This window comes from Marinomonas ostreistagni, assembly GCF_016461785.1.
In the GTDB taxonomy this organism is placed as follows: Bacteria; Pseudomonadota; Gammaproteobacteria; order Pseudomonadales; family Marinomonadaceae; genus Marinomonas; species Marinomonas ostreistagni_A.
The window spans coordinates 32,778-57,830 of sequence record NZ_JAEMUH010000020.1; the positions used below are offsets into that span (position 1 = coordinate 32,778).

The window sequence follows — 25,053 nt, forward strand, 5'->3', positions numbered from 1 at the left end:
ACCCCTTAGAACTCTAGACCAGCTTCACGCGCAGCATCCGCTAGCGCTTGAACGCGACCGTGGTATTTGAAGCCAGAACGATCGAAAGCAACAGCAGTAATGCCAGCTTCTTTAGCACGTTCAGCAATTAATGCACCCACTTTAGCCGCTGCATCTTTGTTACCAGTCGCAGTAGAACGTAGGCTCGCGTCTAGAGTAGAAGCGCTTGCTAGCACTTTACTACCACATGGCGAAATTACTTGTGCATACATGTGACGTGGCGTGCGATTTACAGTAAGACGGTTCGCACCTAGGTCACGAATATGCAAACGCGTGCGGCGAGCACGACGAATTCGAGATTGTTTCTTAGTGTTCATGAATGCTTACCTACTACTTTTTCTTAGCTTCTTTACGGCGAACAACTTCGTCAGCGTAGCGAACACCTTTGCCTTTGTATGGCTCTGGTGGACGGAAGCCGCGAACTTCAGCAGCTGCTTGACCTAGCGCTTGCTTGTCGATACCGCGAAGAATAACTTCTGTTTGTGATGCACACTCAGCAGTAATGCCTTCAGGCAGTTCGTAATCTACTGGGTGAGAGAAACCTAGCGCAAGGTTAAGTACGTTGCCTTTAACAGCAGCACGGTAACCTACACCTTGTAGTAGTAGACGTTTTTCAAAGCCTTGGCTAACACCAGTAACCATATTGTTAACTAGGGCACGAGTAGTACCAGCTAGTGCACGGCTTTGTTTTGCTCCATCACGTGGAGCAAAAGTAAGAACGTTTTCTTCTTGCTTAACTTCAACGCTTGCGTGGACGTTAAACTCTAGAGTGCCTTTACCACCTTTTACAGCAATAGCTTGGCCATTTAGAGTAACTTCTACACCACTAGGAAGCGTCACAGGGCTTTTCGCAACTCGAGACATACTAACTCCTAGAATACTGTGCAGATAACTTCGCCACCAATACCAGCAGCACGAGCTGCACGATCAGTCATAACACCTTTAGAAGTAGAGATGATAGCAACGCCTAGGCCTGCTTCTACTTTTGGTAGTTCTGCTGATGCTTTGTATTGACGCAAACTTGGACGAGAGACGCGTTTGATCTCTTCGATTACTGGCTTACCTTCGAAGTATTTAAGTTCGATAGTAAGAGTAGGTTTAGCACCTTCTTCAACGCTAACGCTGCTTACGTAACCTTCTTCACGAAGAACGTTAGCAACAGATACCTTCATTTTTGATGAAGGCATAGACACAGTTGTTTTTGCAGCCAACTGTGCGTTACGGATACGAGTAATCATATCCGCAAGTGTATCTTGCATACTCATTTAAGAGCTCCTAATAGAAAAAACCATTGTGCAGCAAATAGAGCTCGCGCATAGTACACAGCAGCGAGCGGAATGTCCAGTATTTGAACACCCCCTCACTGCAATGTATTATGATCGCGCTCTACTTGCTTACCAACTAGCTTTCTTCAAGCCTGGTACATCACCGCGCATCGCTGCTTCACGTAGCTTGATACGAGACAAGCCGAAGCGACGGAATACGCCGTGTGGACGACCAGTAACCTGACAACGGTTACGCTGGCGAGAAGAAGATGAATCGCGTGGAAGCGCTTGCAGTTTAAGCGTTGCTTCCCACTTTTCATCGTCCGATGCATTAACGTCGTTAATGATCGCTTTTAGAGCAGCACGCTTTTCAGCGTACTTAGCTACTAATTTTGTGCGCTTAGCTTCGCGTTGAATCATTGATACTTTAGCCATGATTCCTACCTCTTATTTCTTGAAAGGGAAACTAAAGGCGGCTAGCAAAGCACGACCTTCTTCGTCGGTACGAGCAGTTGTTGTGATTGTGATATCAAGACCACGTACACGATCAACTTTATCGTAATCGATTTCTGGGAAGATGATCTGCTCTTTAACACCCATGCTGTAGTTACCGCGTCCGTCAAAAGACTTCGGGTTTAAACCACGGAAGTCACGGATACGAGGGATAGCAACATCAACCAAACGGTCGAAGAAATCCCACATACGGTCGCCACGTAGAGTAACTTTACAACCGATCGGGTAACCGTCACGGATTTTAAAGCCTGCAACAGATTTGCGTGCTTTCGTTACTACAACTTTTTGGCCGCTAAGTGCTGTAAGATCATTTACCGCATTTTCAAGAAGTTTCTTGTCTGCGATAGCTTCACCAACACCCATGTTCAACGTAATTTTAGTGATTTTAGGCACTTCCATTACATTCTTGTAGCTGAACTGTTCAGTCAGTTGAGCTACTACTTGATCTTTATAAACTTGCTTAAGTCTCGCCATGGCTATAATTCTCGCTCTTAGGCGTCGATCGCTTCACTGTTTGATTTGAAAACACGTACTTTAGTACCGTCTTCATTCACTTTAAAGCCGACGCGATCCGCTTTACCAGTAGCATTGTTAAAAATGGCTACGTTAGAAACCTGGATAGGTGCTTCTTTTTCAACGATACCGCCAGTCGTACCCTTCATTGGGTTTGGCTTCTCATGTTTCTTGACCATATTGATACCAGAAACAATAACGCGGTTTTCGTCTACTACTTTAACAACTTTGCCGCGTTTGCCTTTGTCTTTACCAGCAATTACAACGACTTCATCGTCACGTTTGATTTTACGCATATTCGGTCCCCTACCTCTTACAGCACTTCTGGTGCAAGAGAAACAATTTTCATGAATTGCTCTGTACGCAACTCACGTGTCACAGGGCCAAAGATACGTGTACCAATCGGCGCGCCAGATGCGTTCAATAGAACCGCAGAGTTTACATCAAAACGGATCACTGAGCCATCAGGGCGACGCACACCTTTCTTAGTTCGAACGACAACAGCGTTCATAACTTGGCCTTTCTTAACACGACCACGAGGGATCGCTTCTTTAACTGTGACTTTAATTACGTCACCAATTGTAGCATAACGACGATGAGAGCCACCCAGTACTTTAATACACTGAACGCGCTTTGCGCCGCTGTTATCTGCTACATCAAGCATCGATTCTGTTTGAATCATTTCTGCTCTCCAATCAAATTAGATAACAAGTCTCATGAAGGAAGGAGCTGCTTATACAGCAGCTGCTTTCTCAACAACCTGAACCAGTTTCCAAGTTTTAGTTTTAGAGTAAGGACGTGTTTCAACAACCTTAACTGTATCACCAACTTGACACTCGTTGTTTTCATCATGAGCGTGTAGTTTAGTAGAACGACGAACGAACTTACCGTATAGAGGGTGACGTTCAGTACGCTCAACTAGTACCACGATGGACTTATCCATCTTATCGCTTACTACTTTACCAGTAGCTGTACGAGCTTGAGTTTCTACACTTGCCATCTTAGTTACCTGCCTTATCATTTAGCACGGTTTTAACACGTGCGATATTGCGGCGAACTTGCGAGAGCAAATGCGTTTGAGCCAACTGACCAGTGGCTTTCTGCATACGCAGAGTAAATTGCTCACGTAGTAGTTCGATCAAGGTCTGCTGTAGCTCAGCTACAGACTTTTCTTGCAATTCTTTTGCTTTCATCTACATCACCGTACGCGTTACGAAAGTTGTAGCTAGAGGAAGCTTAGCTGCTGCTAGCGCGAAAGCTTCGCGAGCTAGAGATTCAGATACGCCCTCAACTTCATAAAGCATCTTACCTGGTTGGATTTGAGCCACCCAGTATTCTACGCTACCTTTACCTTTACCCTGACGCACTTCAAGAGGCTTCTGAGTAATAGGCTTATCTGGGAATACACGGATCCAAATTTTACCACCACGCTTGATGTGACGAGTCATTGCACGACGCGCCGCTTCAATTTGACGAGCGGTGATTCGACCACGTTCAGTCGATTTCAATCCGAATTCACCAAAGCTAACTTGGTTACCGCGAAGTGCTAGACCGCGGTTACGGCCTTTCTGCATCTTACGGAACTTAGTACGTTTCGGCTGTAACATTGACTACCCCCTACTTAGACTTCTTCTTCTGTGCGCCTTTATCAGCACGCACTTGTTCAATACCGCCCAAGATTTCGCCTTTGAAGATCCAAACTTTAACACCGATGATGCCGTAAGTTGTTAGAGCTTCATAAGTAGCGTAGTCGATGTCAGCACGTAGAGTGTGTAGAGGCACACGACCTTCACGGTACCATTCTGCACGTGCAATTTCAGCACCGCCCAGACGACCACTTACCTGAACCTTGATACCTTTCGCGCCGGCACGCATAGCGTTTTGTACTGCACGCTTCATGGCACGACGGAACATAACACGACGCTCAAGTTGGCCAGCAATGTTTTGCGCAACCAATTTAGCATCTAGTTCTGGTTTACGAATTTCTTCGATGTTGATGTGAACTGGAACACCCATCATTGCTGACACAGCGTTACGTAGTTTCTCAACATCTTCGCCTTTCTTACCAATCACGATGCCCGGACGAGCAGTGTGGATAGTAATACGAGCTGTTTGTGCAGGACGCTGGATCTCGATGCGAGAAACAGAAGCCTGTACAAGTTTCTCTTCTAGGTATTTACGTACCTGAAGATCGTTTAAAAGTTGCTTAGAGTAGTTTTGGTTGTTCGCATACCAAGTAGAAGTATGGTCTTTAACTATCCCTAGGCGAATTCCAGTTGGATGAACCTTCTGACCCATTGGGTATCTCCTAATTAGTCAGCGACTTTAACTGTAATATGGCAACCGCGTTTTAGAATACGATCAGCACGGCCTTTAGCACGAGCTTTGATACGTTTTAGAGTCATAGCCTCGTCAACGTAGATCGTAGAAACACGCAAGTCATCGATATCAGCACCTTCGTTATGCTCAGCATTAGCTACAGCAGACTCTAGTACTTTCTTGACAATTGCTGCCGCCTTTTTAGGACTGAACGCCAAAATGTTCAGTGCTTCGCTTACAGATTTGCCGCGGATTTGATCTGCTACCAAACGGGCCTTCTGCGCTGAGAGGCGAGCACCCTTCAATGAAGCGCTTACTTCACTCATGATTAATACCCCTTAATTACCGTTTGGCCTTTTTGTCCGCAGCGTGACCCTTGTAGGTACGGGTCGGAGCGAACTCACCCAATTTATGACCGACCATATCCTCAGATACTAGAACTGGGACGTGTTGGCGACCATTATGGACAGCGATAGTCAACCCTACGAATTCAGGGAAGATTGTAGAACGGCGCGACCAAGTTTTAATTGGACGACGGTCATTCTTTTCTACCGCAGCCTCTACCTTTTTCAACAAATGAAGGTCGATAAAAGGACCTTTTTTTAGTGAACGTGGCACAGTCGTTTCCTCTTATTACTTAGTACGACGACGTACAATAAGTTTATCAGTACGCTTGTTCTTGCGCGTTTTGTAACCTTTAGTAGGCACACCCCAAGGAGTAACTGGGTGACGACCACCAGAGCTACGACCTTCACCACCACCGTGTGGGTGATCAACCGGGTTCATTGCCGCACCACGAACTGTTGGGCGAACACCACGCCAGCGCTTAGCACCAGCTTTACCTAGAACACGTAGAGTGTGTTCAGAGTTAGATACTTCACCTAGAGTTGCACGACATTCAGTTAGAACTTTGCGCATCTCACCAGAACGTAGACGTAGAGTTACGTAACGACCTTCACGAGCAACAAGCTGAGCAGAAGCACCAGCAGAACGTGCAATTTGTGCACCTTTACCTGGCTTAAGCTCGATACAGTGCACAACACTACCAACTGGAATATTTTGCAGAGGCAAAGTATTACCAGCTTTGATAGGCGCATCTGCACCACTAGAAACAACAGCACCAGCCTCTAAGCCTTTAGAAGCGATGATGTAACGACGCTCACCATCAGCATATTTTACTAATGCAATGTGTGCAGAACGGTTTGGATCATATTCCAAACGCTCAACTACCGCTGGGATACCATCTTTGTTACGACGGAAATCCACAACACGGTAATGCTGCTTGTGACCACCACCTACGTGACGCGTAGTGATGCGTCCGTTGTTATTACGACCACCAGACTTGCTTTTCTTGTCTAGCAAAGGAGCGTATGGCGCACCTTTATGCAAGTCAGTGTTAACAACTTTAACAACGTGACGACGGCCTGCAGACGTTGGCTTACTTTTTACAACAGCCATTGACCTATCTCCCCTTATTCAGCGCCCAAGAAATCAATTTCTTGGCCTTCTGCCAAACGTACATACGCTTTTTTAACGTCGTTACGCTTGCCTAGACCACGAACAGTGCGCTTCGTCTTACCTTTTTGGTTCAACGTGCGTACAGATTCAACTTTGACTTCAAATAACGCTTCGATTGCTTGTTTAATCTCTGGCTTAGTCGCGTCTTTTACTACGCGGAATACGTACTGACCGTTACCTTCGGCAACGATTGTCGCTTTCTCAGAGATGTGTGGACCTAACAACACTTTATAAATGCGTTCGCCGATCATGCTAGTGCCTCCTCAACTTGTTTCAGAGCACCAACTGTCACCAACACTTTGTCGTATGCAATCAAGCTAACAGGGTCAACAGACGCTGCATCACGAACGTCAACGTTCGGAATGTTGCGAGCAGCTAGGAACAGATTTGCATCTAGCTCTTGCGCTACAACTAGCGCGTTCTCAACATTCAATTCAGCCATTTTAGCTTTGAAAAGCTTAGTTTTAGGAGCTTCGATTGAAAGCTCTTCAACTACAACAAGACGGTCTTGACGAGCAAGCTCAGACCAGATGGTGCGCATTGCTGCACGATACATCTTCTTGTTTACTTTCTGAGAGTGGTCTTGAGGTTTAGCAGCGAAAGTTACGCCACCAGTACGCCATAGAGGACTACGGATTGTACCAGCACGTGCGCGGCCAGAACCTTTTTGACGCCATGGCTTTTTACCACCACCGGCTACTTCAGAGCGAGTTTTCTGTGCACGAGAGCCTTGACGAGCACCAGCCAGGTAAGCAGTAACAACCTGGTGAACTAGCGCTTCGTTGTATTCACGCGCAAAGGTCACGTCAGAAACTTCTACAGTTCCTTCAGCACCTGTTAGATTCAAGTTCATTGTCTACCCCTCTTAGCGAGCTTTAACTGCTGGTTGAACGATTACGTCACCATTTACAGCGCCAGGAACCGCACCTTTAACAAGGATAAGGTTACGCTCAGCATCAACGCGAACAACTTCTAAAGACTGAGTTGTTACTTGAGCTGCGCCCATGTGACCAGCCATCTTTTTGCCTTTCCAAACACGACCTGGTGTTTGACATTGACCGATGGAACCAGGAGCACGGTGAGACAATGAGTTACCGTGTGTAGCATCTTGCGTACGGAAGTTGTGACGTTTAACGCCACCTTGGAAACCCTTACCTTTTGATTGACCAGTTACGTCAACAGAAGTAATAGCTTCAAAATCCGCTACTGTTAGCTCGTCGCCAACATTAATTTCTTTTTCGTCACCTGAAAGGCGGAACTCCCACAAACCACGACCCGCTTCAACGTTTGCTTTTGCAAAGTGACCTGCAGCTGCTTTGTTTACACGGCTAGCACGGCGAGTACCTACAGTTACTTGAACAGCTGCGTAGCCGTCAGTTTCTGCGTTTTTCACCTGTGTTACACGGTTCGGTTCAACCTCGATAACGGTTACTGGCACGGATACACCATCTTCGTTGAAGATACGCGTCATTCCGGCTTTACGTCCGACTAATTGAATAGCCATTTTTTACCTCAATTGCCAGTTGTGTACGGGGCTATCACCCGCTACGGCCGACCATTCCAGATCGTTCCACTAATGTGCTTAGGCCAACAAATACTTGTTGGTTATCGCACCCCTAAAACTTTGGGGATTAGCCCAAAGAAATTTGTACTTCCACGCCTGCCGCAAGATCTAGCTTCATTAGAGCGTCTACAGTTTTTTCTGTTGGCTCAACGATGTCTAGAACACGTTTGTGTGTACGGATTTCGTATTGGTCACGCGCATCTTTGTTTACGTGTGGAGAAATCAGTACAGTGTAACGTTCTTTGCGAGTAGGAAGTGGAATTGGACCACGTACTTGAGCGCCTGTGCGCTTAGCAGTGTCCACAATCTCTTGCGTTGAAGCGTCGATCAAACGGTGATCGAATGCTTTCAAACGAATACGGATTTTTTGGCTTTGCATTTCCAACTCCAAATACTATGTTCAGATAGATCTTCTGTACAAATCTTGATCTACCATCCTTATTTAAGGACGGCGAATGTTAGCCGCTTTAAAATTGGTTGTCAAGTAACCAGTTCAAAAACAGCACTCATAAAAAAAGGCCGCTCAAGGAGCGACCTTTTCTGTTGGGTTTCTTAAACCTATCTAGATAACTAGATATTATTTAAGAACCTTAGCAACAACACCAGCACCTACTGTACGACCACCTTCACGGATCGCGAAACGTAGACCTTCGTCCATCGCGATTGGGTGAATTAGAGTAACAGTCATTTGAATGTTATCACCAGGCATAACCATCTCTACGCCTTCAGGTAGTTCACAAGAACCAGTTACGTCAGTTGTACGGAAGTAGAACTGTGGACGGTAACCTTTGAAGAATGGAGTGTGACGACCACCTTCATCTTTAGACAGAACGTATACTTCTGCTTCGAATTCAGTGTGTGGGTTGATAGAACCAGGCTTAGCTAGTACTTGACCACGTTGAACTTCGTCACGCTTAGTACCACGTAGAAGGATACCACAGTTCTCACCAGCACGACCTTCGTCTAGAAGCTTACGGAACATCTCAACGCCAGTACAAGTTGTTTTAGTAGTATCTTTGATACCAACGATTTCAACTTCTTCACCAACTTTGATGATACCACGCTCTACACGGCCAGTTACTACAGTACCACGACCTTGGATAGAGAATACGTCCTCGATAGGCATGATGAATGCACCGTCGATTGCACGCTCTGGCTCAGGAATGTAAGAATCTAGAGTTTCTACTAGTTTCTTAACTGCAGTAGTACCCATTTCGTTGCCGTCTTCGCCGTTCAATGCCATTAGGGCAGAACCTGGGATGATTGGAGTGTCATCACCTGGGAAGTCGTACTCAGAAAGAAGGTCACGTAGTTCCATCTCTACAAGCTCAAGCATTTCTGCGTATTCTTCAGAGTCAGCACCGCCACAGTCTTCAGCTAGAAGGTCTGCTTTGTTTAGGAAAACTACGATGTAAGGTACACCTACCTGACGAGAAAGAAGGATGTGCTCACGAGTCTGAGGCATTGGACCATCAGTCGCACCACACACTAGGATCGCGCCGTCCATTTGAGCAGCACCAGTGATCATGTTTTTAACATAATCGGCGTGTCCAGGACAGTCTACGTGTGCGTAGTGACGAGTTGGAGAATCGTACTCTACGTGAGAAGTTGCGATCGTGATACCACGCTCACGCTCTTCTGGAGCGTTGTCGATACCGTCAAAAGCAACCGCTGTACCGCCGAATACTTCTGCACATACACGAGTAAGTGCTGCTGTTAGAGTAGTTTTACCGTGGTCAACGTGACCGATAGTACCAACGTTAACGTGTGGTTTACTACGTTCGAACTTTTCTTTTGCCATGATACATACACCTTATAAATAGTAAGTATGATGATTAAATTTCATTTTTGATGATCGCGTCTGCCACACTAGCTGGCGCTTCAGCGTATTTCAGAAACTCCATTGCATAACTTGCACGACCTTGCGACAAGCTACGCACATCTGTCGCATACCCGAACATTTCGCCTAATGGCACTTCTGCACGGATAATCTTACCAGATGGGGAGTCTTCCATCCCCTGTACAAGCCCACGACGACGATTCAGGTCACCCATCACATCACCCATGTACTCTTCAGGAGTTACAACTTCTACCTTCATCACAGGCTCAAGAACACAAGGATCTGCGTCCGCAGCACCTTTCTTTAAGCCTTGAGAAGCTGCAATTTTAAAGGCCATTTCGTTAGAGTCAACATCATGGAAGGATCCATCGAACAGCACTACCTTCAAACCCAATAACGGGTATCCAGCAATAACACCATTCTTCATTTGCTCTGAAACGCCCTTCTCGACAGCAGGGATGTATTCCTTAGGAATAACACCACCGACAATCTCATTCACAAACTCCAAACCTTCTTGTTCGGTTGGAATCAGCTTCATAACAACGTGACCGTACTGTCCGCGGCCACCAGACTGTCGTACAAATTTGTGGTTAATTTCCACTTCTTTGCGAATTTTCTCTCGGTAAGACACCTGTGGCTTACCAATGTTTGCGTCAACCTTAAATTCACGCTTCATTCGGTCCACAAGTATATCTAGGTGAAGTTCACCCATACCAGAGATAATGGTTTGACCAGTCTCTTCGTGAGTTTCAACACGGAAAGAAGGATCTTCCTGTGCTAATTTACCAAGAGCCACAGCCATTTTATCTTGATCAGCTTGAGACTTAGGCTCTACAGCGACAGAAATTACTGGCTCAGGGAATTCCATACGCTCTAAGACAACAACATCTTTGTTATCACACAGCGTATCCCCTGTGGTGACATCTTTCATGCCGATCAATGCTGCAATATCACCCGCAAGAACTTCTTTGATTTCCTCACGGTTATTGGCATGCATTTGAACCATACGCCCAACACGTTCTTTCTTGTGTTTTACAGAGTTATACACTGCATCACCAGAATTTAACGAGCCAGAGTATACACGCACGAAAGTAAGCGTACCCACAAATGGGTCAGTAGCAATTTTAAATGCTAATGCTGCAAATGGCGCATTGTCATCCGCTTCACGAGCTACAACGGTCTCTGCATCTTCAAGAGTGCCTTCGATCGCTTTCACTTCAAGAGGTGAAGGTAGATATTCGACAACCGCATCAAGTACAGCTTGGACACCTTTGTTCTTAAATGCAGAACCACAAGTTACCAATACCACTTCGTTTGCGAGTGTTCTCGCACGCAAGCCTGCCTTGATGTCTTCAACAGATAATTCCCCTTCTTCAAGGTATTTATCCATTAACTCTTCATTTGCTTCAGCGGCCGCCTCGACCATTTTTTCACGCCACTCTTCAGCAACGTCAACCAAGTCCGCAGGAATGTCTTCCAAAGTATAAGTCATACCTTGGTCTTCTTCATTCCACATGATGGCTTTCATCAAGATCAGATCAACTACGCCGGCGAAGTTCTCTTCTGTACCGATGTTAATCTGAATTGGAACAGCGTTAGCATTCAGACGATCCCCAAGCTGATGAACAACATGAAAATAATCTGCACCTGTGCGGTCCATCTTATTGACGAATACCATGCGAGGTACTTCGTATTTGTTTGCTTGACGCCAAACAGTCTCTGTTTGAGGCTGCACACCAGAAGATCCACACAGAACTACAACAGCACCATCTAGCACACGCAAAGATCGCTCTACCTCGATGGTAAAGTCTACGTGCCCAGGGGTGTCGATAATATTAATACGGTGTTGATCAAACTGCTGACTCATCCCACTCCAGAAGCAAGTTGTTGCTGCTGAAGTGATCGTGATTCCACGCTCTTGCTCCTGCTCCATCCAGTCCATGGTGGCTGCACCATCATGGACTTCACCGATCTTATGAGAAAGACCGGTGTAGAACAGAACACGCTCAGTAGTTGTCGTCTTACCCGCATCAACGTGCGCACAAATACCAATATTGCGGTAACGATTGATGGGTGTCTTACGTGCCACTTAAGCTTCTCCGGATGATTAGAAACGGTAGTGAGAGAACGCTTTGTTCGCTTCAGCCATACGGTGAACGTCTTCACGTTTCTTAACAGCTGAACCTTTGTTCTCAGACGCATCTAGAATTTCGCCTGCAAGACGTAGCGCCATAGATTTTTCGCCACGCTTACGTGCAGCTTCAACCAACCAACGCATAGATAGCGCTGAACGACGAGCTGGACGTACTTCAACAGGTACTTGGTATGTTGCACCACCAACACGGCGAGATTTAACCTCAACCATTGGCTGGATAGATTCTAGTGCTTTTTCGAAGATAGCCATTGGCTCTTCTGATTTAGTGCGCTCTGCAACTGTGTTTAGTGCATTGTAAACGATGCTTTCAGCTACAGATTTCTTGCCACTAACCATTACGTGGTTAATGAACTTTGCAAGAAGTTGGCTTCCGTGTTTCGGATCTGGAAGCACTTCACGCTTAGCGACGACGCGTCTTCTAGGCATGGATATTATCCTCTTCAGGTGAGTCCGAGACCATTTCTGTGCTCGGCCTTACTGTATTAAAAAATTATGTCTAAACGATTAAAGTAGCGTAATTGCTTACTTAGGACGTTTAGTACCGTACTTAGAACGGCCTTGCTTACGATTTTGTACGCCAGAAGTATCCAAGCTACCACGTACTGTGTGGTAACGAACACCTGGAAGGTCTTTTACACGACCGCCACGAATCAGCACTACGCTGTGTTCTTGCAGGTTGTGACCTTCACCACCGATGTAGGAAGTAACTTCGAAGCCGTTCGTCAAGCGAACACGACATACTTTACGCAAAGCCGAGTTAGGCTTCTTAGGCGTAGTAGTGTATACACGTGTGCAGACGCCGCGGCGTTGCGGACAAGCTTGTAACGCAGGAACGTCACTTTTTGCCACTTTACGTTTACGTGGTTTACGAACCAACTGGTTAACGGTTGCCATTTAACAAGCTCCACATCCAATTCTATTGGCGGAAATCGCCAAAAATAAGGAGGCGCAAGTGTAATTTGCGCCTATAAAACAGTCAATAGGGAGGCGAACAAAATTTCACCTCCCTTACGAATACAATGACCTCTAGTCTTTCAATGCCGCACTTAATGCTTCTTCTACATCAGAAGCACTAACTGTTGCACTACCTTCAGCCGTTGCTTGCGCAAGCTCTTTCTTAGCTTTGCGACCGCTGTGGTATGCCAAACCTGTACCCGCTGGGATCAGACGACCTACTACAACGTTTTCTTTCAGACCACGAAGGTGATCTTTCTTACCAGTTACCGCACCCTCTGTTAGCACTCGAGTCGTCTCTTGGAACGAAGCCGCCGAGATAAATGACTCAGTTGCCAAAGAAGCTTTAGTAATACCAAGAAGGACACGCTCGTATTTAGAAGGGAAACGACCTTCTGCTTCCGCAGACTCGTTTGCTTCTTGCATTTGCGTGTACTCAACCTGGTCACCCTGAATCAGATTTGTATCACCTGAATCAGTAATATCTACTTTACGCAGCATCTGACGCACAATTACTTCGATGTGCTTATCGTTGATGCCTACACCCTGTAGACGGTAAACCTCTTGAATCTCGTTAGTGATGTAATCAGCAAGCGCTGCTACACCCTGAAGACGCAAGATGTCATGTGGGTTTAGAGGACCGTCGGCAATGATCTCACCCTTCGCAACTTCTTCACCGTCGAAGATGTTGATTTGACGCCATTTAGGAATCAGAGTTTCGATTGGGTCACCGCCATCTTGTGGCGTGATCACCAATCGGATCTTACCTTTGGTCTCTTTACCGAAACTTACTACACCCGTCGCTTCCGCCATCACAGCAGGATCTTTCGGACGACGCGCTTCGAACAAGTCAGCTACGCGTGGCAGACCACCGGTGATATCCTTGTTACCTTGAGACTCTTGTGGGATACGTGCTAATACTTCACCAGACTTGATGGTAGCACCGTGATCCAAGCTCAATAGAGCCTTCTCAGGAAGCATGTATTGTACCGGCATCTCAGTACCAGGAATCATTACTGGCGCACCGTTTTCGTCAACAACAGAGATCGTAGGACGAATGTCTTTACCCGATGAAGGACGATCTTTCATCTCAAGTACTTCGATTGTCGTCAAGCCAGTTAGCTCGTCAGACTGACGGCGAATGGTGACGCCCTCATCCATACCAGAGAACTCAAGTTTACCCTGCATCTCAGAAACGATTGGGTGAGTGTGTGGGTCCCAGTTAGCCAATACTTGACCAGCAGAAACTTGATCGCCTTCGCGAACACTCAACACCGCACCGTAAGGAAGCTTGTAACGCTCTTTCTCACGACCTGCTTCGTCTGCGATTGCCAATTCAGAAGAACGCGATGCTACAACCAACTGACCAGTTTCACGCTCGATGCTCTTCATCTTGTGGAAACGTACAGTACCCGCGCTCTTGATCTGAACACTGTCTACAGCAGACGCTCGAGATGCCGCACCACCGATGTGGAAGGTACGCATTGTCAGCTGCGTACCCGGCTCACCGATTGACTGAGCGGCAACTACACCCACAGCCTCACCAATGTTCACCAAGTGACCACGCGCTAGGTCACGGCCGTAACAGCTCGCACACACACCGTGCTTAGTTTCACAGCTAATTACAGAGCGAACGATCATTTCGTCCACACCCGCTGCTTCAATAGCACGTACGTTGTGCTCGTCAATTAGCACACCACGTTCAACAACAACATTGCCTTTCGTGTCCAACACATCTTGAGCCACTACACGACCTAGTACACGCTGACCTAGAGGAACAACTACGTCACCACCCTCGATCAATGCACTTACTAGAAGGCCATTTTCAGCACCACAATCTACTTCTGTGATTACCAAGTCTTGTGCTACGTCTACTAGACGACGTGTTAGGTAACCAGAGTTCGCTGTCTTCAAGGCTGTATCAGCAAGACCCTTACGAGCACCGTGTGTAGAAGTAAAGTACTGAAGTACCGATAGACCTTCACGGAAGTTCGCAGTGATCGGTGTCTCGATGATGGAACCGTCCGGTTTCGCCATCAGACCACGCATACCACCTAGCTGACGCATCTGAGCCACACTACCACGGGCACCGGAGTCGGCCATCATGTAAACGGAGTTAAATGATTGCTGCTCAACTTCGTTACCTTCTTTGTCGATAACTGTTTCTTTCGCCAAGTTTTTCATCATGGCTTCAGTAACGGTTTCGTTGGTACGAGACCACAAGTCGATAACCTTGTTGTATTTCTCACCAGCTGTCACAAGACCGTCGGCGAATTGGTATTCGATTTCTTTAACTTCTTCTTCTGCTCGAGAAATGATTTCTGTCTTTTCTGGCGGAATTACGAAATCGTCAACACCTACAGAGGAACCAGACGCTGTCGCGTATTGGAAACCTGTGTACATCAACTGGTCAGCGAAAATACACGTCTCTTTCAGACCTACTTTACGGTAACACTCGTTGATAAGGTTTGAGATTGCTTTCTTCTTCATCGGCTGGTTAATAACCGAGAATGGTAGGCCATCAGGCACTACATCAAACAACAATGCACGACCAACAGTTGTATCAACAATGAACGTTGAAGGGATTTTTTCACCTTCAAGCGTTGTATCAACCTGATTCACACGAACTTTGATTTTCGCGTGCAATTCAACTTGTTTAGCACCATATGCACGGTGTACTTCTTTGATATCAGCGAAGGCCATGCCCTCACCTTTCGCGTTGATTTTCTCACGCGTCATGTAGTACAGACCCAATACAACGTCCTGAGAAGGAACGATGATCGGCTCACCATTTGCTGGCGACAGGATGTTGTTGGTAGACATCATCAATGCACGAGCTTCAAGCTGAGCTTCGATTGTCAACGGTACGTGTACCGCCATCTGGTCACCGTCGAAGTCGGCGTTGTAAGCCGCACACACTAGTGGGTGCAACTGAATTGCTTTACCTTCGATTAGCATCGGCTCAAACGCTTGGATACCCAAACGGTGAAGCGTCGGTGCACGGTTAAGCATCACTGGATGTTCACGGATAACTTCATCAAGAATATCCCAAACCTCTGGTGTTTCACGCTCAACCATTTTCTTCGCAGCTTTGATGGTTGTTGCCATGCCACGAAGTTCTAGTTTAGAGAAGATGAATGGCTTGAATAGTTCAAGTGCCATTTTCTTCGGCAGACCACACTGGTGCAAACGTAGAGAAGGACCTACTGTGATTACAGAACGACCAGAGTAGTCTACACGTTTACCCAAAAGGTTCTGACGGAAACGACCTTGCTTACCTTTGATCATATCAGCCAAAGATTTCAGAGGACGCTTGTTAGAGCCTGTGATCGCACGACCGCGACGACCGTTATCTAGAAGCGCATCAACAGACTCTTGTAGCATACGTTTTTCGTTGCGTACGATGATGTCTGGAGCAGCAAGCTCTAGAAGACGTTTTAGACGATTGTTACGGTTGATGACACGACGGTAAAGATCGTTCAAGTCAGATGTTGCAAAACGACCACCTTCTAGTGGTACTAGAGGGCGAAGATCAGGTGGCAATACTGGCAGAACGTCTAACACCATCCATTCTGGGTTGTTACCAGAGTGGTGGAATGCTTCGATCAGTTTAAGACGCTTAGATAGCTTCTTAATACGAGTCTCAGAATTCGTAGCATTTAGCTCTTCACGCATGGTGCTGATTTCTTCAGCAAGATCCATATCGCGTAGCAAGCACTGAATCGCCTCAGCACCCATACGAGCGTCGAATTCGTCACCGAACTCTTCTAGTGCTTCGAAGTACTGCTCATCGTTCAGTAGCTGACCTTTTTCAAGCGTCGTCATGCCTGGGTCAATCACAATGAATGATTCGAAGTAAAGAACACGCTCAATATCACGTAGGGTCATATCCATGATAAGACCGATACGAGATGGTAGAGACTTAAGGAACCAAATGTGAGCAACTGGTGAAGCTAGCTCGATGTGTCCCATGCGCTCACGACGCACTTTCGACAACGCAACTTCAACGCCACACTTCTCACAAATGACACCACGGTGTTTTAAACGCTTGTATTTACCACACAAACATTCGTAGTCCTTTATAGGACCAAAGATTTTGGCACAGAACAGACCGTCACGCTCAGGCTTGAACGTACGGTAGTTGATGGTTTCTGGCTTTTTAACTTCACCATAAGACCATGAACGAATCATATCTGGAGAAGCTAAGCCAATGCGAATCGCATCAAACTCTTCTGATTGTCCCTGTGTTTTTAGAAGACCTAATAAGTCTTTCATGGATATTCGCCCCACTCGTAAGGCTGGGAGGGGCTAACCCTCCCAGCAGGTCAAATGTGATTCGTGCTTATTCGTTTTCTAGCTCGATGTCGATACCAAGAGAACGGATTTCTTTCACCAATACGTTGAAGGATTCAGGCATGCCTGGCTCCATACGGTGATCGCCATCTACGATGTTTTTGTACATCTTAGTACGGCCGTTCACGTCGTCCGACTTAACAGTCAACATTTCTTGTAGCGTGTAGGCTGCACCGTATGCTTCTAGTGCCCATACCTCCATCTCACCGAAACGCTGACCACCGAATTGCGCTTTACCACCCAGCGGCTGCTGAGTTACAAGGCTGTAAGAGCCAGTTGAACGAGCGTGCATCTTATCATCTACCAAGTGGTTCAACTTAAGCATGTACATGTAACCAACAGTTACAGGACGCTCGAATGCATCACCAGTACGGCCGTTGAATAGCTTGATCTGACCACTCTCGTTGATGCCAGCTAGACGAAGCATACGCTTGATCTCAGCTTCTTTAGCACCGTCAAAGGCACCAGACGCCATTGGCACACCTTTCTTAAGGTTAGATGCCAACACTAGAATCTCTTCATCAGAGAAGCTGTCTAGGTCTTCTGTACGAGCTGGACGAAGATCGCCTTCGTAACCGTTATAGATTTCATTTAGGAAAGTACGAAGCTCTTTAACTGCTTCTGCTTTCTCACGCTCAACCTTAAGCATTTCGTCGATCTTACGACCCAAGCCTTTCGCTGCTGCACCCAAGTGAGTCTCTAGTACCTGACCAACGTTCATACGCGACGGTACACCCAGTGGGTTTAGTACGATATCGACTGGATCGCCGTTTTCGTCGTACGGCATATCTTCAACAGGCATGATCTTAGAGATTACACCCTTGTTACCGTGACGACCCGCCATCTTATCACCTGGCTGGATACGACGTTTCACAGCTACGTAAACTTTAACGATCTTCAACACGCCTGGTGCCAAGTCATCGCCAGTTTGTAGCTTGCGTTTTTTATCTTCGAATTTCGCGTCTAGCTCTTTGCGGCGCTCGATCAAAGCGGCTTGTGCTTTTTCAAGCTGTTCGCTCGCTTCTTCGTTCGCCACACGAATCTTGAACCACTCTGGGTGATCAAGGTTCGCTAGGTACTCTTCAGTGATAACAGCGTTGCGCGCAAGACCAGGACCGCCTTCTGCTTGTTGACCAACCAACGCTTCAGCTAGACGCTCAAACGTTGCTTTTTCAACAATGCGGAATTCTTCGTTCAAGTCTTTACGAACTTGGTCTAGTTGAGATTTCTCAATAGACTTCGCACGCTCGTCTTTCTCGATGCCGTCACGGGTGAACACTTGTACGTCGATAACTGTACCGCGCGTACCTGTTTTCACACGTAGAGACGTATCTTTAACGTCAGACGCTTTCTCACCAAAGATTGCGCGTAGAAGTTTTTCCTCAGGCGTTAGTTGAGTCTCACCTTTAGGCGTTACTTTACCAACTAGGATATCACCTGGCTCAACTTCTGCACCGATGTAAACTACACCAGCGTTATCAAGTTTAGATAGCGCACCTTCGCCTACGTTCGGGATATCTGAAGTAATTTCTTCAGGCCCAAGCTTCGTATCACGAGCCACACAAGTAAGCTCTTGAATGTGAATCGAAGTGAAACGATCTTCTTCTACTACGCGCTCAGATACTAGAATCGAGTCCTCGAAGTTGAAGCCGTTCCAAGGCATGAAGGCGATACGCATGTTTTGACCAAGCGCTAGGTCACCCATGTCTACAGAAGGACCGTCAGCCATGATGTCACCGCGTGCTACTTTGTCACCTTTCAGTACCAAAGTGCGCTGGTTGATACATGTGTTCTGGTTCGAACGAACGTATTTCGTCAGGTTGTAGATATCTACACCCGCTTCACCCGCTTCCGTCTCTTCAGAGTTCACACGTACAACGATACGGCTTGCATCAACAGACTCGATTTCACCACCACGACGGGCAACGATACAGACACCAGAGTCTTTTGCTACATTCTTCTCCATACCTGTACCAACCACTGGTTTCTCAGCGATTAGAGTCGGTACAGCCTGACGTTGCATGTTCGATCCCATCAAGGCACGGTTGGCGTCATCGTGCTCTAGGAACGGGATAAGCGACGCAGCTACCGATACAACCTGACGTGGTGACACGTCCATTAGGTTTACTTTTTCTTTCGGTAGTAAAGTCGTGTCATGCATGTGACGAACCTGAACAAGTTCGTCTACTAGACGACCTTCTTCATCAACGTTCACAGACGCTTGTGCGATGACGTATTTCGCTTCATCGATTGCCGAAACGTAAACCGTTTCGTCAGTCATTTTGCCATCGATAACTTTACGGTAAGGCGTTTCTAGGAAGCCGTAGCTGTTAGTACGCGCGTAAGTCGATAGCGAGTTGATCAAACCGATGTTTGGACCTTCAGGCGTCTCGATTGGACATACACGACCGTAGTGAGTGGCGTGAACATCTCGAACCTCGAAACCTGCGCGCTCACGAGTCAGACCACCAGGGCCTAACGCAGAAACACGACGCTTGTGAGTGACCTCAGAAAGCGGGTTGTTTTGGTCCATGAACTGTGACAATTGGCTAGAACCGAAGAACTCTTTGATCGCTGCCGCAACTGGCTTAGCATTCAATAGATCTTGTGGCATCAGGCCATCCGCTTCTGCCATAGACAGACGCTCTTTTACGGCACGCTCTACACGCACTAAACCAACACGGAATTGGTTCTCGGCCATTTCGCCGACAGAACGAATACGACGGTTACCGAGGTGGTCGATATCATCGACCATACCGTTACCGTTACGGATATCTAGCAATGTCTTCAGAACATCAATGATGTCATCGTTGTCTAGAATGCCTAGACCTTCGTCTTCATCACGTCCCAAACGACGGTTAAATTTCATACGACCAACACCAGATAGATCATAACGATCTTCTGAGAAGAACAGGCCTTGGAACAATGCCTCAGCAGACTCTTTAGTTGGTGGTTCACCAGGACGCATCATACGGTAGATTTCTACCAATGCTTCTAACTGGTTGTTTGTAGGGTCGATACGTAACGTATCAGAGATAAACGGACCGTGATCTAGATCGTTCGTGTAAAGAACATCAATCTCTTTGATACCAGCGGCAACAAGTGCCTCTAGAAGATCAACAGACATTTCAGTGTTCGCTTCAGCGATCAACTCACCTGTGCTTGGATGCACAAGGTTTTTAGCCGTTACTTTACCCAATAGGTACTCAAGAGGAACAGAGAGACGCTCTAGACCTACTTTTTCCATCTGACGGATATGTTTCGCAGTAATACGGCGAGTTTCTTCAACGATAACATTGCCATCCTGATCGGTGATGTCAAACAGAGCTGTCTCACCACGTAGGCGGTTTGCGATCAGTTCCATTTCAACGCCATCACGGCTCAAGAAGAAACGAGTAGTATCGAAGAAGGTATCTAGAATTTGTTCAGTATCAAAACCAAGCGCGCGTAACAAAATTGATACAGGCAGCTTACGACGACGGTCGATACGAACGAACACGCAGTCTTTTGGATCAAACTCGAAGTCCAACCATGAACCACGGTAAGGAATCACACGAGCAGAGTGTAGTAGTTTACCTGATGAGTGAGTCTTACCACGATCGTGGTCGAAGAACACACCAGGTGAACGGTGTAACTGAGATACGATAACACGCTCAGTACCGTTGATTACGAACGTACCATTTTCTGTCATTAATGGGATTTCACCCATGTAGACTTCTTGCTCGCGAATGTCTTTGATTGCCTTGTTCGCAGATTCTTTATCGTAAATGATAAGACGCACACGAACACGTAAAGGAGCGGCATACGTAACACCACGCAGCTGACACTCTTTTACATCAAATACTGGCTTGCCCAATCGGTAATCGACGTATTCTAGCGCCGCATTGCCGGAAAAGCTGACCATTGGAAAGACAGATTTAAAGGCCCCATGCAGACCCAGTTCCCCACGCTCTGCAGGAGTTTTACCTTCCTGCAAGAAGTTACGGTAGGATTCAAGCTGAATTGCCAGCAAGTATGGCACATCCAAAACGGGCGGCAGTTTACCGAAATCCTTACGGATACGTTTTTTCTCAGTGTATGAGTAAGCCATCAGCATTCCCCAGCTTGTGCACATTGACGCAAAAGGCCTCTTAATCAGGCCTACCGAAATTGAGAGAGTATTCTCTCAAAAAAAGAATAATTTTTTAATAGGGTTTTAGAAACCCAAAAAGGCCGGTGGCAAAACACCACCAGCCATTTCGACTAAATGCCGAACTTTTGAGAAACAAGTATCATTACTTGATTTCGACAGAAGCACCTGCTTCTTCAAGAGCTTTCTTAAGCTCTTCAGCTTCTTCTTTAGAAGCGCCTTCTTTAACTGTAGCAGGAGCGCCGTCAACCATTGCTTTCGCTTCTTTAAGGCCTAGACCAGTTGCGCCACGTACCGCTTTGATAACGTTAACTTTCTTATCGCCTGCAGCAGTAAGAACAACGTCAAATTCAGTTTGTTCAGCAGCAGCTGCACCAGCATCGCCAGCAGCTGGACCAGCAGCAACAGCAGCAGCTGCAGTTACGCCGAATTTTTCTTCCATTGCTTCGATCAGTTCAACAACGTCCATTACAGACATTTCTGCTACTGCATTGATGATATCTTCTTTAGTTAGAGCCATGACTCAGATTTCCTAACATTTTGTAGTTGCCATAAGCGGCAACAAAAACCAATTGAATTCAAGTAAGTGCGTTTTAAAGTTACGCTGCTTCTTGTTCTTTCTGATCGCGAATCGCCGCCAATGTACGAGCAAGTTTGCTTGTCGCTCCTTGGATAACGCTCATTAGTTTCGCGATTGCTTCGTCGTATGTTGGCAATGTTGCCAAACGATCAATGTCGCCAGCTGGGATCAACTCACCGTTGAACGCCAATGCTTTAACTTCAAATTTGTCGTTCTCTTTCGCGAAAGTTTTCAACAAACGAGCAGCCGCACCTGGGTGCTCGTTAGAGAATGCGATAAGAGTTGGACCAACGAAGCTATCTTTTAAGCATTCGAAGTCTGTGCCTTCAACAGCGCGGCGAGCTAGAGTGTTACGTACAACACGTACGTAAACGCCAGCTTCACGTGCTTGTTTGCGAAGAGCTGTCATATCAGTCACGGTAACACCGCGAGAGTCAGCTACTACAGCAGACAAAGCGCCTTGGGCAGCTTCGCTAACTTCGGCGACAATGGCTTTTTTGTCTTCTAGACCTAATGCCACTGGTTTTCTCCTGGATTAGCAGGGATAAATCCCTAAATTTACCAACTCTCCGAATATTCGGAGTACTTACTGGTGAGTTGGATCCAGTTTAATCTGAATCGGGCCACACCATCTGCGCAGGACAAACGTTTCGCAACGTTCTGATTAAATCGAAAGATTCCTGCGGTCTTTGACGGCCTATACAGCAAGCTGTACAGACCCCAAAGCTCTGACTTAGAAGCTTAGAGCACCTAAATCAATTTGTAGACCAGGTCCCATTGTAGAGGACAAAGTCACTTTCTTCATGTAGACACCTTTAGCAGAAGCAGGCTTAGCACGACGTAAGTCAGCTAGAAGCGCCTCTAGGTTGCCTTTGATAGCATCAGCTGCGAAGTCGATAGAACCAACGCCAGCGTGGATGATACCATTTTTGTCAGTACGGTAACGTGCTTGACCAGATTTTGCGTTCTTAACAGCAGTCGCAACGTCTGGAGTTACAGTACCAACTTTAGGGTTTGGCATAAGACCACGTGGACCAAGCACCTGACCTAGTTGGCCAACGATACGCATCGCATCAGGAGAAGCGATTACTACGTCGAAGTCTAGGTTACCAGCTTTAACTTGCTCAGCAAGGTCTTCAAAACCTACAACGTCTGCACCAGCTTCTTTAGCTGCTTCAGCGTTTGCACCTTGTGCGAATACAGCAACGCGAACGTCTTTACCTGTACCGTTAGGTAGAACAGTAGAGCCACGAACAACCTGATCAGATTTACGTGGGTCAACGCCTAGGTTAACAGATACGTCTACAGACTCTTTGAACTTAACAGTAGAAAGTTCAGATAGAAGAGCTACCGCTTCCTCTACAGAGTACAGTTTCGTTGCTTCAACTTTCTCAGCGATCAAGCGAGCGCGTTTAGTTAGCTTAGCCATTAGTTCACACCCTCAACTTCTAGACCCATTGCACGTGCACTACCAGCGATAGTACGCACTGCAGCATCCATATCCGCCGCAGTCAAATCAGCCTGCTTAGCGTTAACGATCTCTTCTAGTTGCGCACGAGTTACTGTACCAACCTTCTGAGTGTTTGGACGTGGTGAACCACTCTTAATGCCAGCAGCTTTCTTAAGAAGTACTGCAGCAGGAGTAGATTTCGTTTCGAATGTAAAGCTACGATCACTGTATACAGTGATGATAACTGGTGTTGGAAGACCTGGCTCTACACCTTGAGTTTTGGCGTTGAACGCTTTACAGAATTCCATGATGTTCACACCGTGTTGACCAAGAGCTGGACCAACTGGTGGACTTGGGTTCGCTTGACCCGCTTTAACTTGTAGCTTGATGTAAGCTTGGACTTTTTTAGCCATTTTTTACTCCAGATGGGTCACCGCCCGAAGGCTACCCGTTTAATACAATCAGGTTTTCTCAACCTGACTAAATTCCAAATCAACTGGCGTAGAGCGCCCAAAGATAAGCACTGCCACTTTGATTCGGCTTTTATCGTAATCAACCTCTTCCACTACACCGTTAAAGTCAGCAAATGGCCCCTCATTAACACGAACCACTTCACCCACTTCAAACAACGTCTTAGGACGAGGTTTATCCACACCGTCATTTACGCGCTGCAGAATTGCATCTGCTTCACGATCTGTGATCGGAGATGGTTTGTCCGCTGTGCCGCCTATAAAACCAAGCACACGCGTTGTACCTTTGACCAAATGCCAAGAGTCATCATTCATTTCCATCTGAACTAATACATAGCCCGGATAAAACTTACGTTCACTCTTACGCTTTTTGCCATCACGAATCTCAACCACCTCTTCTGTAGGGACTAAGATATCGCCAAATAAATCTTCCATGCCCATAATGCCAACACGCTCTTTCAGCGAGCGCATTACGTGCTTTTCATAACCTGAGTACGCTTGTACCACATACCATCGTTTCGCCACGAGCAACTCCTAACCTATTACTGCGGAAACGATCCAGCCAAGGAGCGAATCAACTCCCCACAGTACGAGAGACATAAAAATAACAACAGCCAAAACGATCAACGTTGTTTGAACCGTTTCCTGTCTTGTTGGCCACACAACTCGACGAATTTCGGTCTTCGCCTCCCTCGCCAATTTTGCGAAGGAGCGGCCTTTGGCTGTATTGAGCGCAACAAAACCAGCAACACCAGCAAGAACCAATACAGCAATCAAGCGATACAGCAATGACTCAGCAGAAAAATAGTTGTTCCCTATCACCGCTACGGCGACAAGAAGAATAACAACCGCCCACTTTAATACGTCTCCGCGAGACTCTTGAGTTTCAGCACTCGAACTCATACTTCAGGTGATCCCTAGCTAAGAAATTGGATACGAAATATGGCAGGCCAGGAGGGATTCGAACCCCCGACATTCGGTTTTGGAGACCGACGCTCTACCAGCTGAACTACTGGCCTACATTCGTATGGGCGGAGGATGATACCGACTTGTTTAAAATTTAGCAAGTGGTATTTGCCCAAAAATCAGACAATAAAAAAGGCGGTTTATAATCGCCTGTTTTAGCATTGAGAAATGCTGGAGCTCATGAGCAGACTTGAACTGCCGACCTCACCCTTACCAAGGGTGTGCTCTACCAACTGAGCTACATGAGCAAATTGGAGCGGGCAGCGGGAATCGAACCCGCCTCTTCAGCTTGGAAGGCTGAGGTAATAGCCACTATACCATGCCCGCAAATGGTGGAGGGAGGTGGATTCGAACCACCGAAACTTTCGTGGCAGATTTACAATCTGCTCCCTTTGGCCACTCGGGAACCCCTCCACGAATCAAAG

At 46.6% G+C, this 25,053-nt stretch carries 30 protein-coding genes and 4 tRNA genes; all 34 read right to left on the minus strand.

Annotated elements, in window-relative coordinates:
- Window positions 1-5: 5 nt before the first annotated feature.
- Window positions 6-356 (minus strand): 50S ribosomal protein L18, encoded by a 351-nt coding sequence (gene rplR, locus JHD44_RS17265; RefSeq protein ID WP_133565205.1) that lies wholly within the window; start codon window positions 354-356, stop codon window positions 6-8.
- 13 nt (window positions 357-369) lie between these two features.
- Window positions 370-903: a 50S ribosomal protein L6 gene (gene rplF / locus JHD44_RS17270; protein ID WP_133565203.1), complete on the minus strand. Its 534-nt coding sequence runs from the start codon at window positions 901-903 to the stop codon at window positions 370-372.
- 8 nt (window positions 904-911) lie between these two features.
- Entirely contained in the window at window positions 912-1,304 is a 393-nt protein-coding gene (gene rpsH / locus JHD44_RS17275; protein ID WP_199464002.1) for a 30S ribosomal protein S8, read from the minus strand.
- A gap of 129 nt (window positions 1,305-1,433) precedes the next feature.
- Window positions 1,434-1,739: a 30S ribosomal protein S14 gene (rpsN, locus tag JHD44_RS17280; RefSeq protein ID WP_055462815.1), complete on the minus strand. Its 306-nt coding sequence runs from the start codon at window positions 1,737-1,739 to the stop codon at window positions 1,434-1,436.
- 12 nt (window positions 1,740-1,751) lie between these two features.
- Window positions 1,752-2,291 carry a 50S ribosomal protein L5 gene (gene rplE, locus JHD44_RS17285; protein WP_133565199.1) on the minus strand — a complete coding sequence of 180 codons (540 nt, stop codon included), beginning with the start codon at window positions 2,289-2,291 and terminating at the stop codon, window positions 1,752-1,754.
- 17 nt (window positions 2,292-2,308) lie between these two features.
- A complete protein-coding gene (gene rplX / locus JHD44_RS17290; RefSeq protein WP_133565196.1) occupies window positions 2,309-2,626 on the minus strand; it encodes a 50S ribosomal protein L24 in 318 nt (105 codons plus the stop codon).
- 17 nt (window positions 2,627-2,643) lie between these two features.
- The gene (gene rplN, locus JHD44_RS17295; protein ID WP_055462812.1) at window positions 2,644-3,012 is read right to left on the minus strand and encodes a 50S ribosomal protein L14; all 369 of its coding nucleotides are present in this window, start codon (window positions 3,010-3,012) and stop codon (window positions 2,644-2,646) included.
- A gap of 51 nt (window positions 3,013-3,063) precedes the next feature.
- Window positions 3,064-3,330 (minus strand): 30S ribosomal protein S17, encoded by a 267-nt coding sequence (gene rpsQ, locus JHD44_RS17300; RefSeq protein ID WP_133565194.1) that lies wholly within the window; start codon window positions 3,328-3,330, stop codon window positions 3,064-3,066.
- A 1-nt stretch (window position 3,331) separates the two neighbouring features.
- Entirely contained in the window at window positions 3,332-3,523 is a 192-nt protein-coding gene (rpmC, locus tag JHD44_RS17305; RefSeq protein ID WP_055462810.1) for a 50S ribosomal protein L29, read from the minus strand.
- On the minus strand, window positions 3,524-3,937 hold the full coding sequence (gene rplP / locus JHD44_RS17310) for a 50S ribosomal protein L16 (RefSeq protein WP_055462809.1): 414 nt from the start codon (window positions 3,935-3,937) through the stop codon (window positions 3,524-3,526).
- A 10-nt stretch (window positions 3,938-3,947) separates the two neighbouring features.
- On the minus strand, window positions 3,948-4,628 hold the full coding sequence (rpsC, locus tag JHD44_RS17315) for a 30S ribosomal protein S3 (protein WP_055462808.1): 681 nt from the start codon (window positions 4,626-4,628) through the stop codon (window positions 3,948-3,950).
- 14 nt (window positions 4,629-4,642) lie between these two features.
- The gene (gene rplV, locus JHD44_RS17320; RefSeq protein WP_055462807.1) at window positions 4,643-4,975 is read right to left on the minus strand and encodes a 50S ribosomal protein L22; all 333 of its coding nucleotides are present in this window, start codon (window positions 4,973-4,975) and stop codon (window positions 4,643-4,645) included.
- Window positions 4,976-4,991: 16 nt separating this feature from the next.
- A complete protein-coding gene (gene rpsS / locus JHD44_RS17325; RefSeq protein WP_055462806.1) occupies window positions 4,992-5,267 on the minus strand; it encodes a 30S ribosomal protein S19 in 276 nt (91 codons plus the stop codon).
- A 15-nt stretch (window positions 5,268-5,282) separates the two neighbouring features.
- Window positions 5,283-6,107 (minus strand): 50S ribosomal protein L2, encoded by an 825-nt coding sequence (gene rplB / locus JHD44_RS17330; protein WP_199464003.1) that lies wholly within the window; start codon window positions 6,105-6,107, stop codon window positions 5,283-5,285.
- Window positions 6,108-6,121: 14 nt separating this feature from the next.
- The gene (gene rplW / locus JHD44_RS17335) at window positions 6,122-6,418 is read right to left on the minus strand and encodes a 50S ribosomal protein L23 (RefSeq protein ID WP_133565188.1); all 297 of its coding nucleotides are present in this window, start codon (window positions 6,416-6,418) and stop codon (window positions 6,122-6,124) included.
- Window positions 6,415-7,020: a 50S ribosomal protein L4 gene (gene rplD, locus JHD44_RS17340; RefSeq protein WP_133565187.1), complete on the minus strand. Its 606-nt coding sequence runs from the start codon at window positions 7,018-7,020 to the stop codon at window positions 6,415-6,417. Before rplD ends, rplW begins: the two co-directional genes overlap by 4 nt.
- 12 nt (window positions 7,021-7,032) lie before the next feature.
- Entirely contained in the window at window positions 7,033-7,671 is a 639-nt protein-coding gene (rplC, locus tag JHD44_RS17345; protein WP_133565186.1) for a 50S ribosomal protein L3, read from the minus strand.
- Window positions 7,672-7,798: 127 nt separating this feature from the next.
- Complete coding sequence (gene rpsJ / locus JHD44_RS17350) at window positions 7,799-8,110, minus strand: 30S ribosomal protein S10 (protein ID WP_012071937.1); 312 nt, start codon at window positions 8,108-8,110, stop codon at window positions 7,799-7,801.
- Between the two features lie 198 nt (window positions 8,111-8,308).
- Window positions 8,309-9,532, minus strand: coding sequence for an elongation factor Tu (tuf, locus tag JHD44_RS17355; protein WP_199464004.1), 1,224 nt, complete (start codon window positions 9,530-9,532; stop codon window positions 8,309-8,311).
- A 34-nt stretch (window positions 9,533-9,566) separates the two neighbouring features.
- Window positions 9,567-11,660, minus strand: a complete 2,094-nt coding sequence (fusA, locus tag JHD44_RS17360; protein ID WP_199464005.1) for an elongation factor G — start codon at window positions 11,658-11,660, stop codon at window positions 9,567-9,569.
- An 18-nt stretch (window positions 11,661-11,678) separates the two neighbouring features.
- Entirely contained in the window at window positions 11,679-12,152 is a 474-nt protein-coding gene (rpsG, locus tag JHD44_RS17365; RefSeq protein WP_199464006.1) for a 30S ribosomal protein S7, read from the minus strand.
- Between the two features lie 96 nt (window positions 12,153-12,248).
- Entirely contained in the window at window positions 12,249-12,620 is a 372-nt protein-coding gene (gene rpsL / locus JHD44_RS17370; protein WP_013659444.1) for a 30S ribosomal protein S12, read from the minus strand.
- 132 nt (window positions 12,621-12,752) lie between these two features.
- Complete coding sequence (gene rpoC, locus JHD44_RS17375) at window positions 12,753-16,955, minus strand: DNA-directed RNA polymerase subunit beta' (RefSeq protein WP_199464007.1); 4,203 nt, start codon at window positions 16,953-16,955, stop codon at window positions 12,753-12,755.
- Between the two features lie 67 nt (window positions 16,956-17,022).
- Window positions 17,023-21,123: a DNA-directed RNA polymerase subunit beta gene (gene rpoB / locus JHD44_RS17380; protein ID WP_199464008.1), complete on the minus strand. Its 4,101-nt coding sequence runs from the start codon at window positions 21,121-21,123 to the stop codon at window positions 17,023-17,025.
- Between the two features lie 184 nt (window positions 21,124-21,307).
- On the minus strand, window positions 21,308-21,682 hold the full coding sequence (rplL, locus tag JHD44_RS17385; protein WP_133565177.1) for a 50S ribosomal protein L7/L12: 375 nt from the start codon (window positions 21,680-21,682) through the stop codon (window positions 21,308-21,310).
- 79 nt (window positions 21,683-21,761) lie between these two features.
- Window positions 21,762-22,262, minus strand: a complete 501-nt coding sequence (gene rplJ, locus JHD44_RS17390) for a 50S ribosomal protein L10 (protein WP_133565175.1) — start codon at window positions 22,260-22,262, stop codon at window positions 21,762-21,764.
- 213 nt (window positions 22,263-22,475) lie between these two features.
- Window positions 22,476-23,171, minus strand: a complete 696-nt coding sequence (rplA, locus tag JHD44_RS17395; RefSeq protein WP_199464009.1) for a 50S ribosomal protein L1 — start codon at window positions 23,169-23,171, stop codon at window positions 22,476-22,478.
- Window positions 23,171-23,605, minus strand: a complete 435-nt coding sequence (gene rplK / locus JHD44_RS17400; RefSeq protein WP_133565172.1) for a 50S ribosomal protein L11 — start codon at window positions 23,603-23,605, stop codon at window positions 23,171-23,173. The genes rplA and rplK overlap by 1 nt, the downstream gene beginning before the upstream one ends.
- 48 nt (window positions 23,606-23,653) lie before the next feature.
- Complete coding sequence (gene nusG, locus JHD44_RS17405; protein WP_199464010.1) at window positions 23,654-24,187, minus strand: transcription termination/antitermination protein NusG; 534 nt, start codon at window positions 24,185-24,187, stop codon at window positions 23,654-23,656.
- Between the two features lie 9 nt (window positions 24,188-24,196).
- On the minus strand, window positions 24,197-24,565 hold the full coding sequence (secE, locus tag JHD44_RS17410; RefSeq protein WP_199464011.1) for a preprotein translocase subunit SecE: 369 nt from the start codon (window positions 24,563-24,565) through the stop codon (window positions 24,197-24,199).
- 40 nt (window positions 24,566-24,605) lie between these two features.
- A tRNA-Trp gene (locus JHD44_RS17415) sits at window positions 24,606-24,681 on the minus strand.
- A 119-nt stretch (window positions 24,682-24,800) separates the two neighbouring features.
- Window positions 24,801-24,876 (minus strand) — tRNA-Thr (locus tag JHD44_RS17420).
- A gap of 4 nt (window positions 24,877-24,880) precedes the next feature.
- Window positions 24,881-24,955 (minus strand) — tRNA-Gly (locus tag JHD44_RS17425).
- A gap of 3 nt (window positions 24,956-24,958) precedes the next feature.
- A tRNA-Tyr gene (locus tag JHD44_RS17430) sits at window positions 24,959-25,042 on the minus strand.
- Window positions 25,043-25,053: the final 11 nt, after the last annotated feature.

Coding starts and splice junctions, on each gene's coding strand:
- rplR (WP_133565205.1), bottom strand. CDS start 356: ATGAACACTAAGAAACAATCTCGAATTCGTCGTGCTCGCCGCACGCGT.
- rplF (WP_133565203.1), bottom strand. CDS start 903: ATGTCTCGAGTTGCGAAAAGCCCTGTGACGCTTCCTAGTGGTGTAGAA.
- rpsH (WP_199464002.1), bottom strand. CDS start 1,304: ATGAGTATGCAAGATACACTTGCGGATATGATTACTCGTATCCGTAAC.
- rpsN (WP_055462815.1), bottom strand. CDS start 1,739: ATGGCTAAAGTATCAATGATTCAACGCGAAGCTAAGCGCACAAAATTA.
- rplE (WP_133565199.1), bottom strand. CDS start 2,291: ATGGCGAGACTTAAGCAAGTTTATAAAGATCAAGTAGTAGCTCAACTG.
- rplX (WP_133565196.1), bottom strand. CDS start 2,626: ATGCGTAAAATCAAACGTGACGATGAAGTCGTTGTAATTGCTGGTAAA.
- rplN (WP_055462812.1), bottom strand. CDS start 3,012: ATGATTCAAACAGAATCGATGCTTGATGTAGCAGATAACAGCGGCGCA.
- rpsQ (WP_133565194.1), bottom strand. CDS start 3,330: ATGGCAAGTGTAGAAACTCAAGCTCGTACAGCTACTGGTAAAGTAGTA.
- rpmC (WP_055462810.1), bottom strand. CDS start 3,523: ATGAAAGCAAAAGAATTGCAAGAAAAGTCTGTAGCTGAGCTACAGCAG.
- rplP (WP_055462809.1), bottom strand. CDS start 3,937: ATGTTACAGCCGAAACGTACTAAGTTCCGTAAGATGCAGAAAGGCCGT.
- rpsC (WP_055462808.1), bottom strand. CDS start 4,628: ATGGGTCAGAAGGTTCATCCAACTGGAATTCGCCTAGGGATAGTTAAA.
- rplV (WP_055462807.1), bottom strand. CDS start 4,975: ATGAGTGAAGTAAGCGCTTCATTGAAGGGTGCTCGCCTCTCAGCGCAG.
- rplB (WP_199464003.1), bottom strand. CDS start 6,107: ATGGCTGTTGTAAAAAGTAAGCCAACGTCTGCAGGCCGTCGTCACGTT.
- rplW (WP_133565188.1), bottom strand. CDS start 6,418: ATGATCGGCGAACGCATTTATAAAGTGTTGTTAGGTCCACACATCTCT.
- rplD (WP_133565187.1), bottom strand. CDS start 7,020: ATGAACTTGAATCTAACAGGTGCTGAAGGAACTGTAGAAGTTTCTGAC.
- rplC (WP_133565186.1), bottom strand. CDS start 7,671: ATGGCTATTCAATTAGTCGGACGTAAAGCCGGAATGACGCGTATCTTC.
- rpsJ (WP_012071937.1), bottom strand. CDS start 8,110: ATGCAAAGCCAAAAAATCCGTATTCGTTTGAAAGCATTCGATCACCGT.
- tuf (WP_199464004.1), bottom strand. CDS start 9,532: ATGGCAAAAGAAAAGTTCGAACGTAGTAAACCACACGTTAACGTTGGT.
- rpsG (WP_199464006.1), bottom strand. CDS start 12,152: ATGCCTAGAAGACGCGTCGTCGCTAAGCGTGAAGTGCTTCCAGATCCG.
- rpsL (WP_013659444.1), bottom strand. CDS start 12,620: ATGGCAACCGTTAACCAGTTGGTTCGTAAACCACGTAAACGTAAAGTG.
- rpoC (WP_199464007.1), bottom strand. CDS start 16,955: ATGAAAGACTTATTAGGTCTTCTAAAAACACAGGGACAATCAGAAGAG.
- rpoB (WP_199464008.1), bottom strand. CDS start 21,123: ATGGCTTACTCATACACTGAGAAAAAACGTATCCGTAAGGATTTCGGT.
- rplL (WP_133565177.1), bottom strand. CDS start 21,682: ATGGCTCTAACTAAAGAAGATATCATCAATGCAGTAGCAGAAATGTCT.
- rplA (WP_199464009.1), bottom strand. CDS start 23,171: ATGGCTAAGCTAACTAAACGCGCTCGCTTGATCGCTGAGAAAGTTGAA.
- rplK (WP_133565172.1), bottom strand. CDS start 23,605: ATGGCTAAAAAAGTCCAAGCTTACATCAAGCTACAAGTTAAAGCGGGT.
- secE (WP_199464011.1), bottom strand. CDS start 24,565: ATGAGTTCGAGTGCTGAAACTCAAGAGTCTCGCGGAGACGTATTAAAG.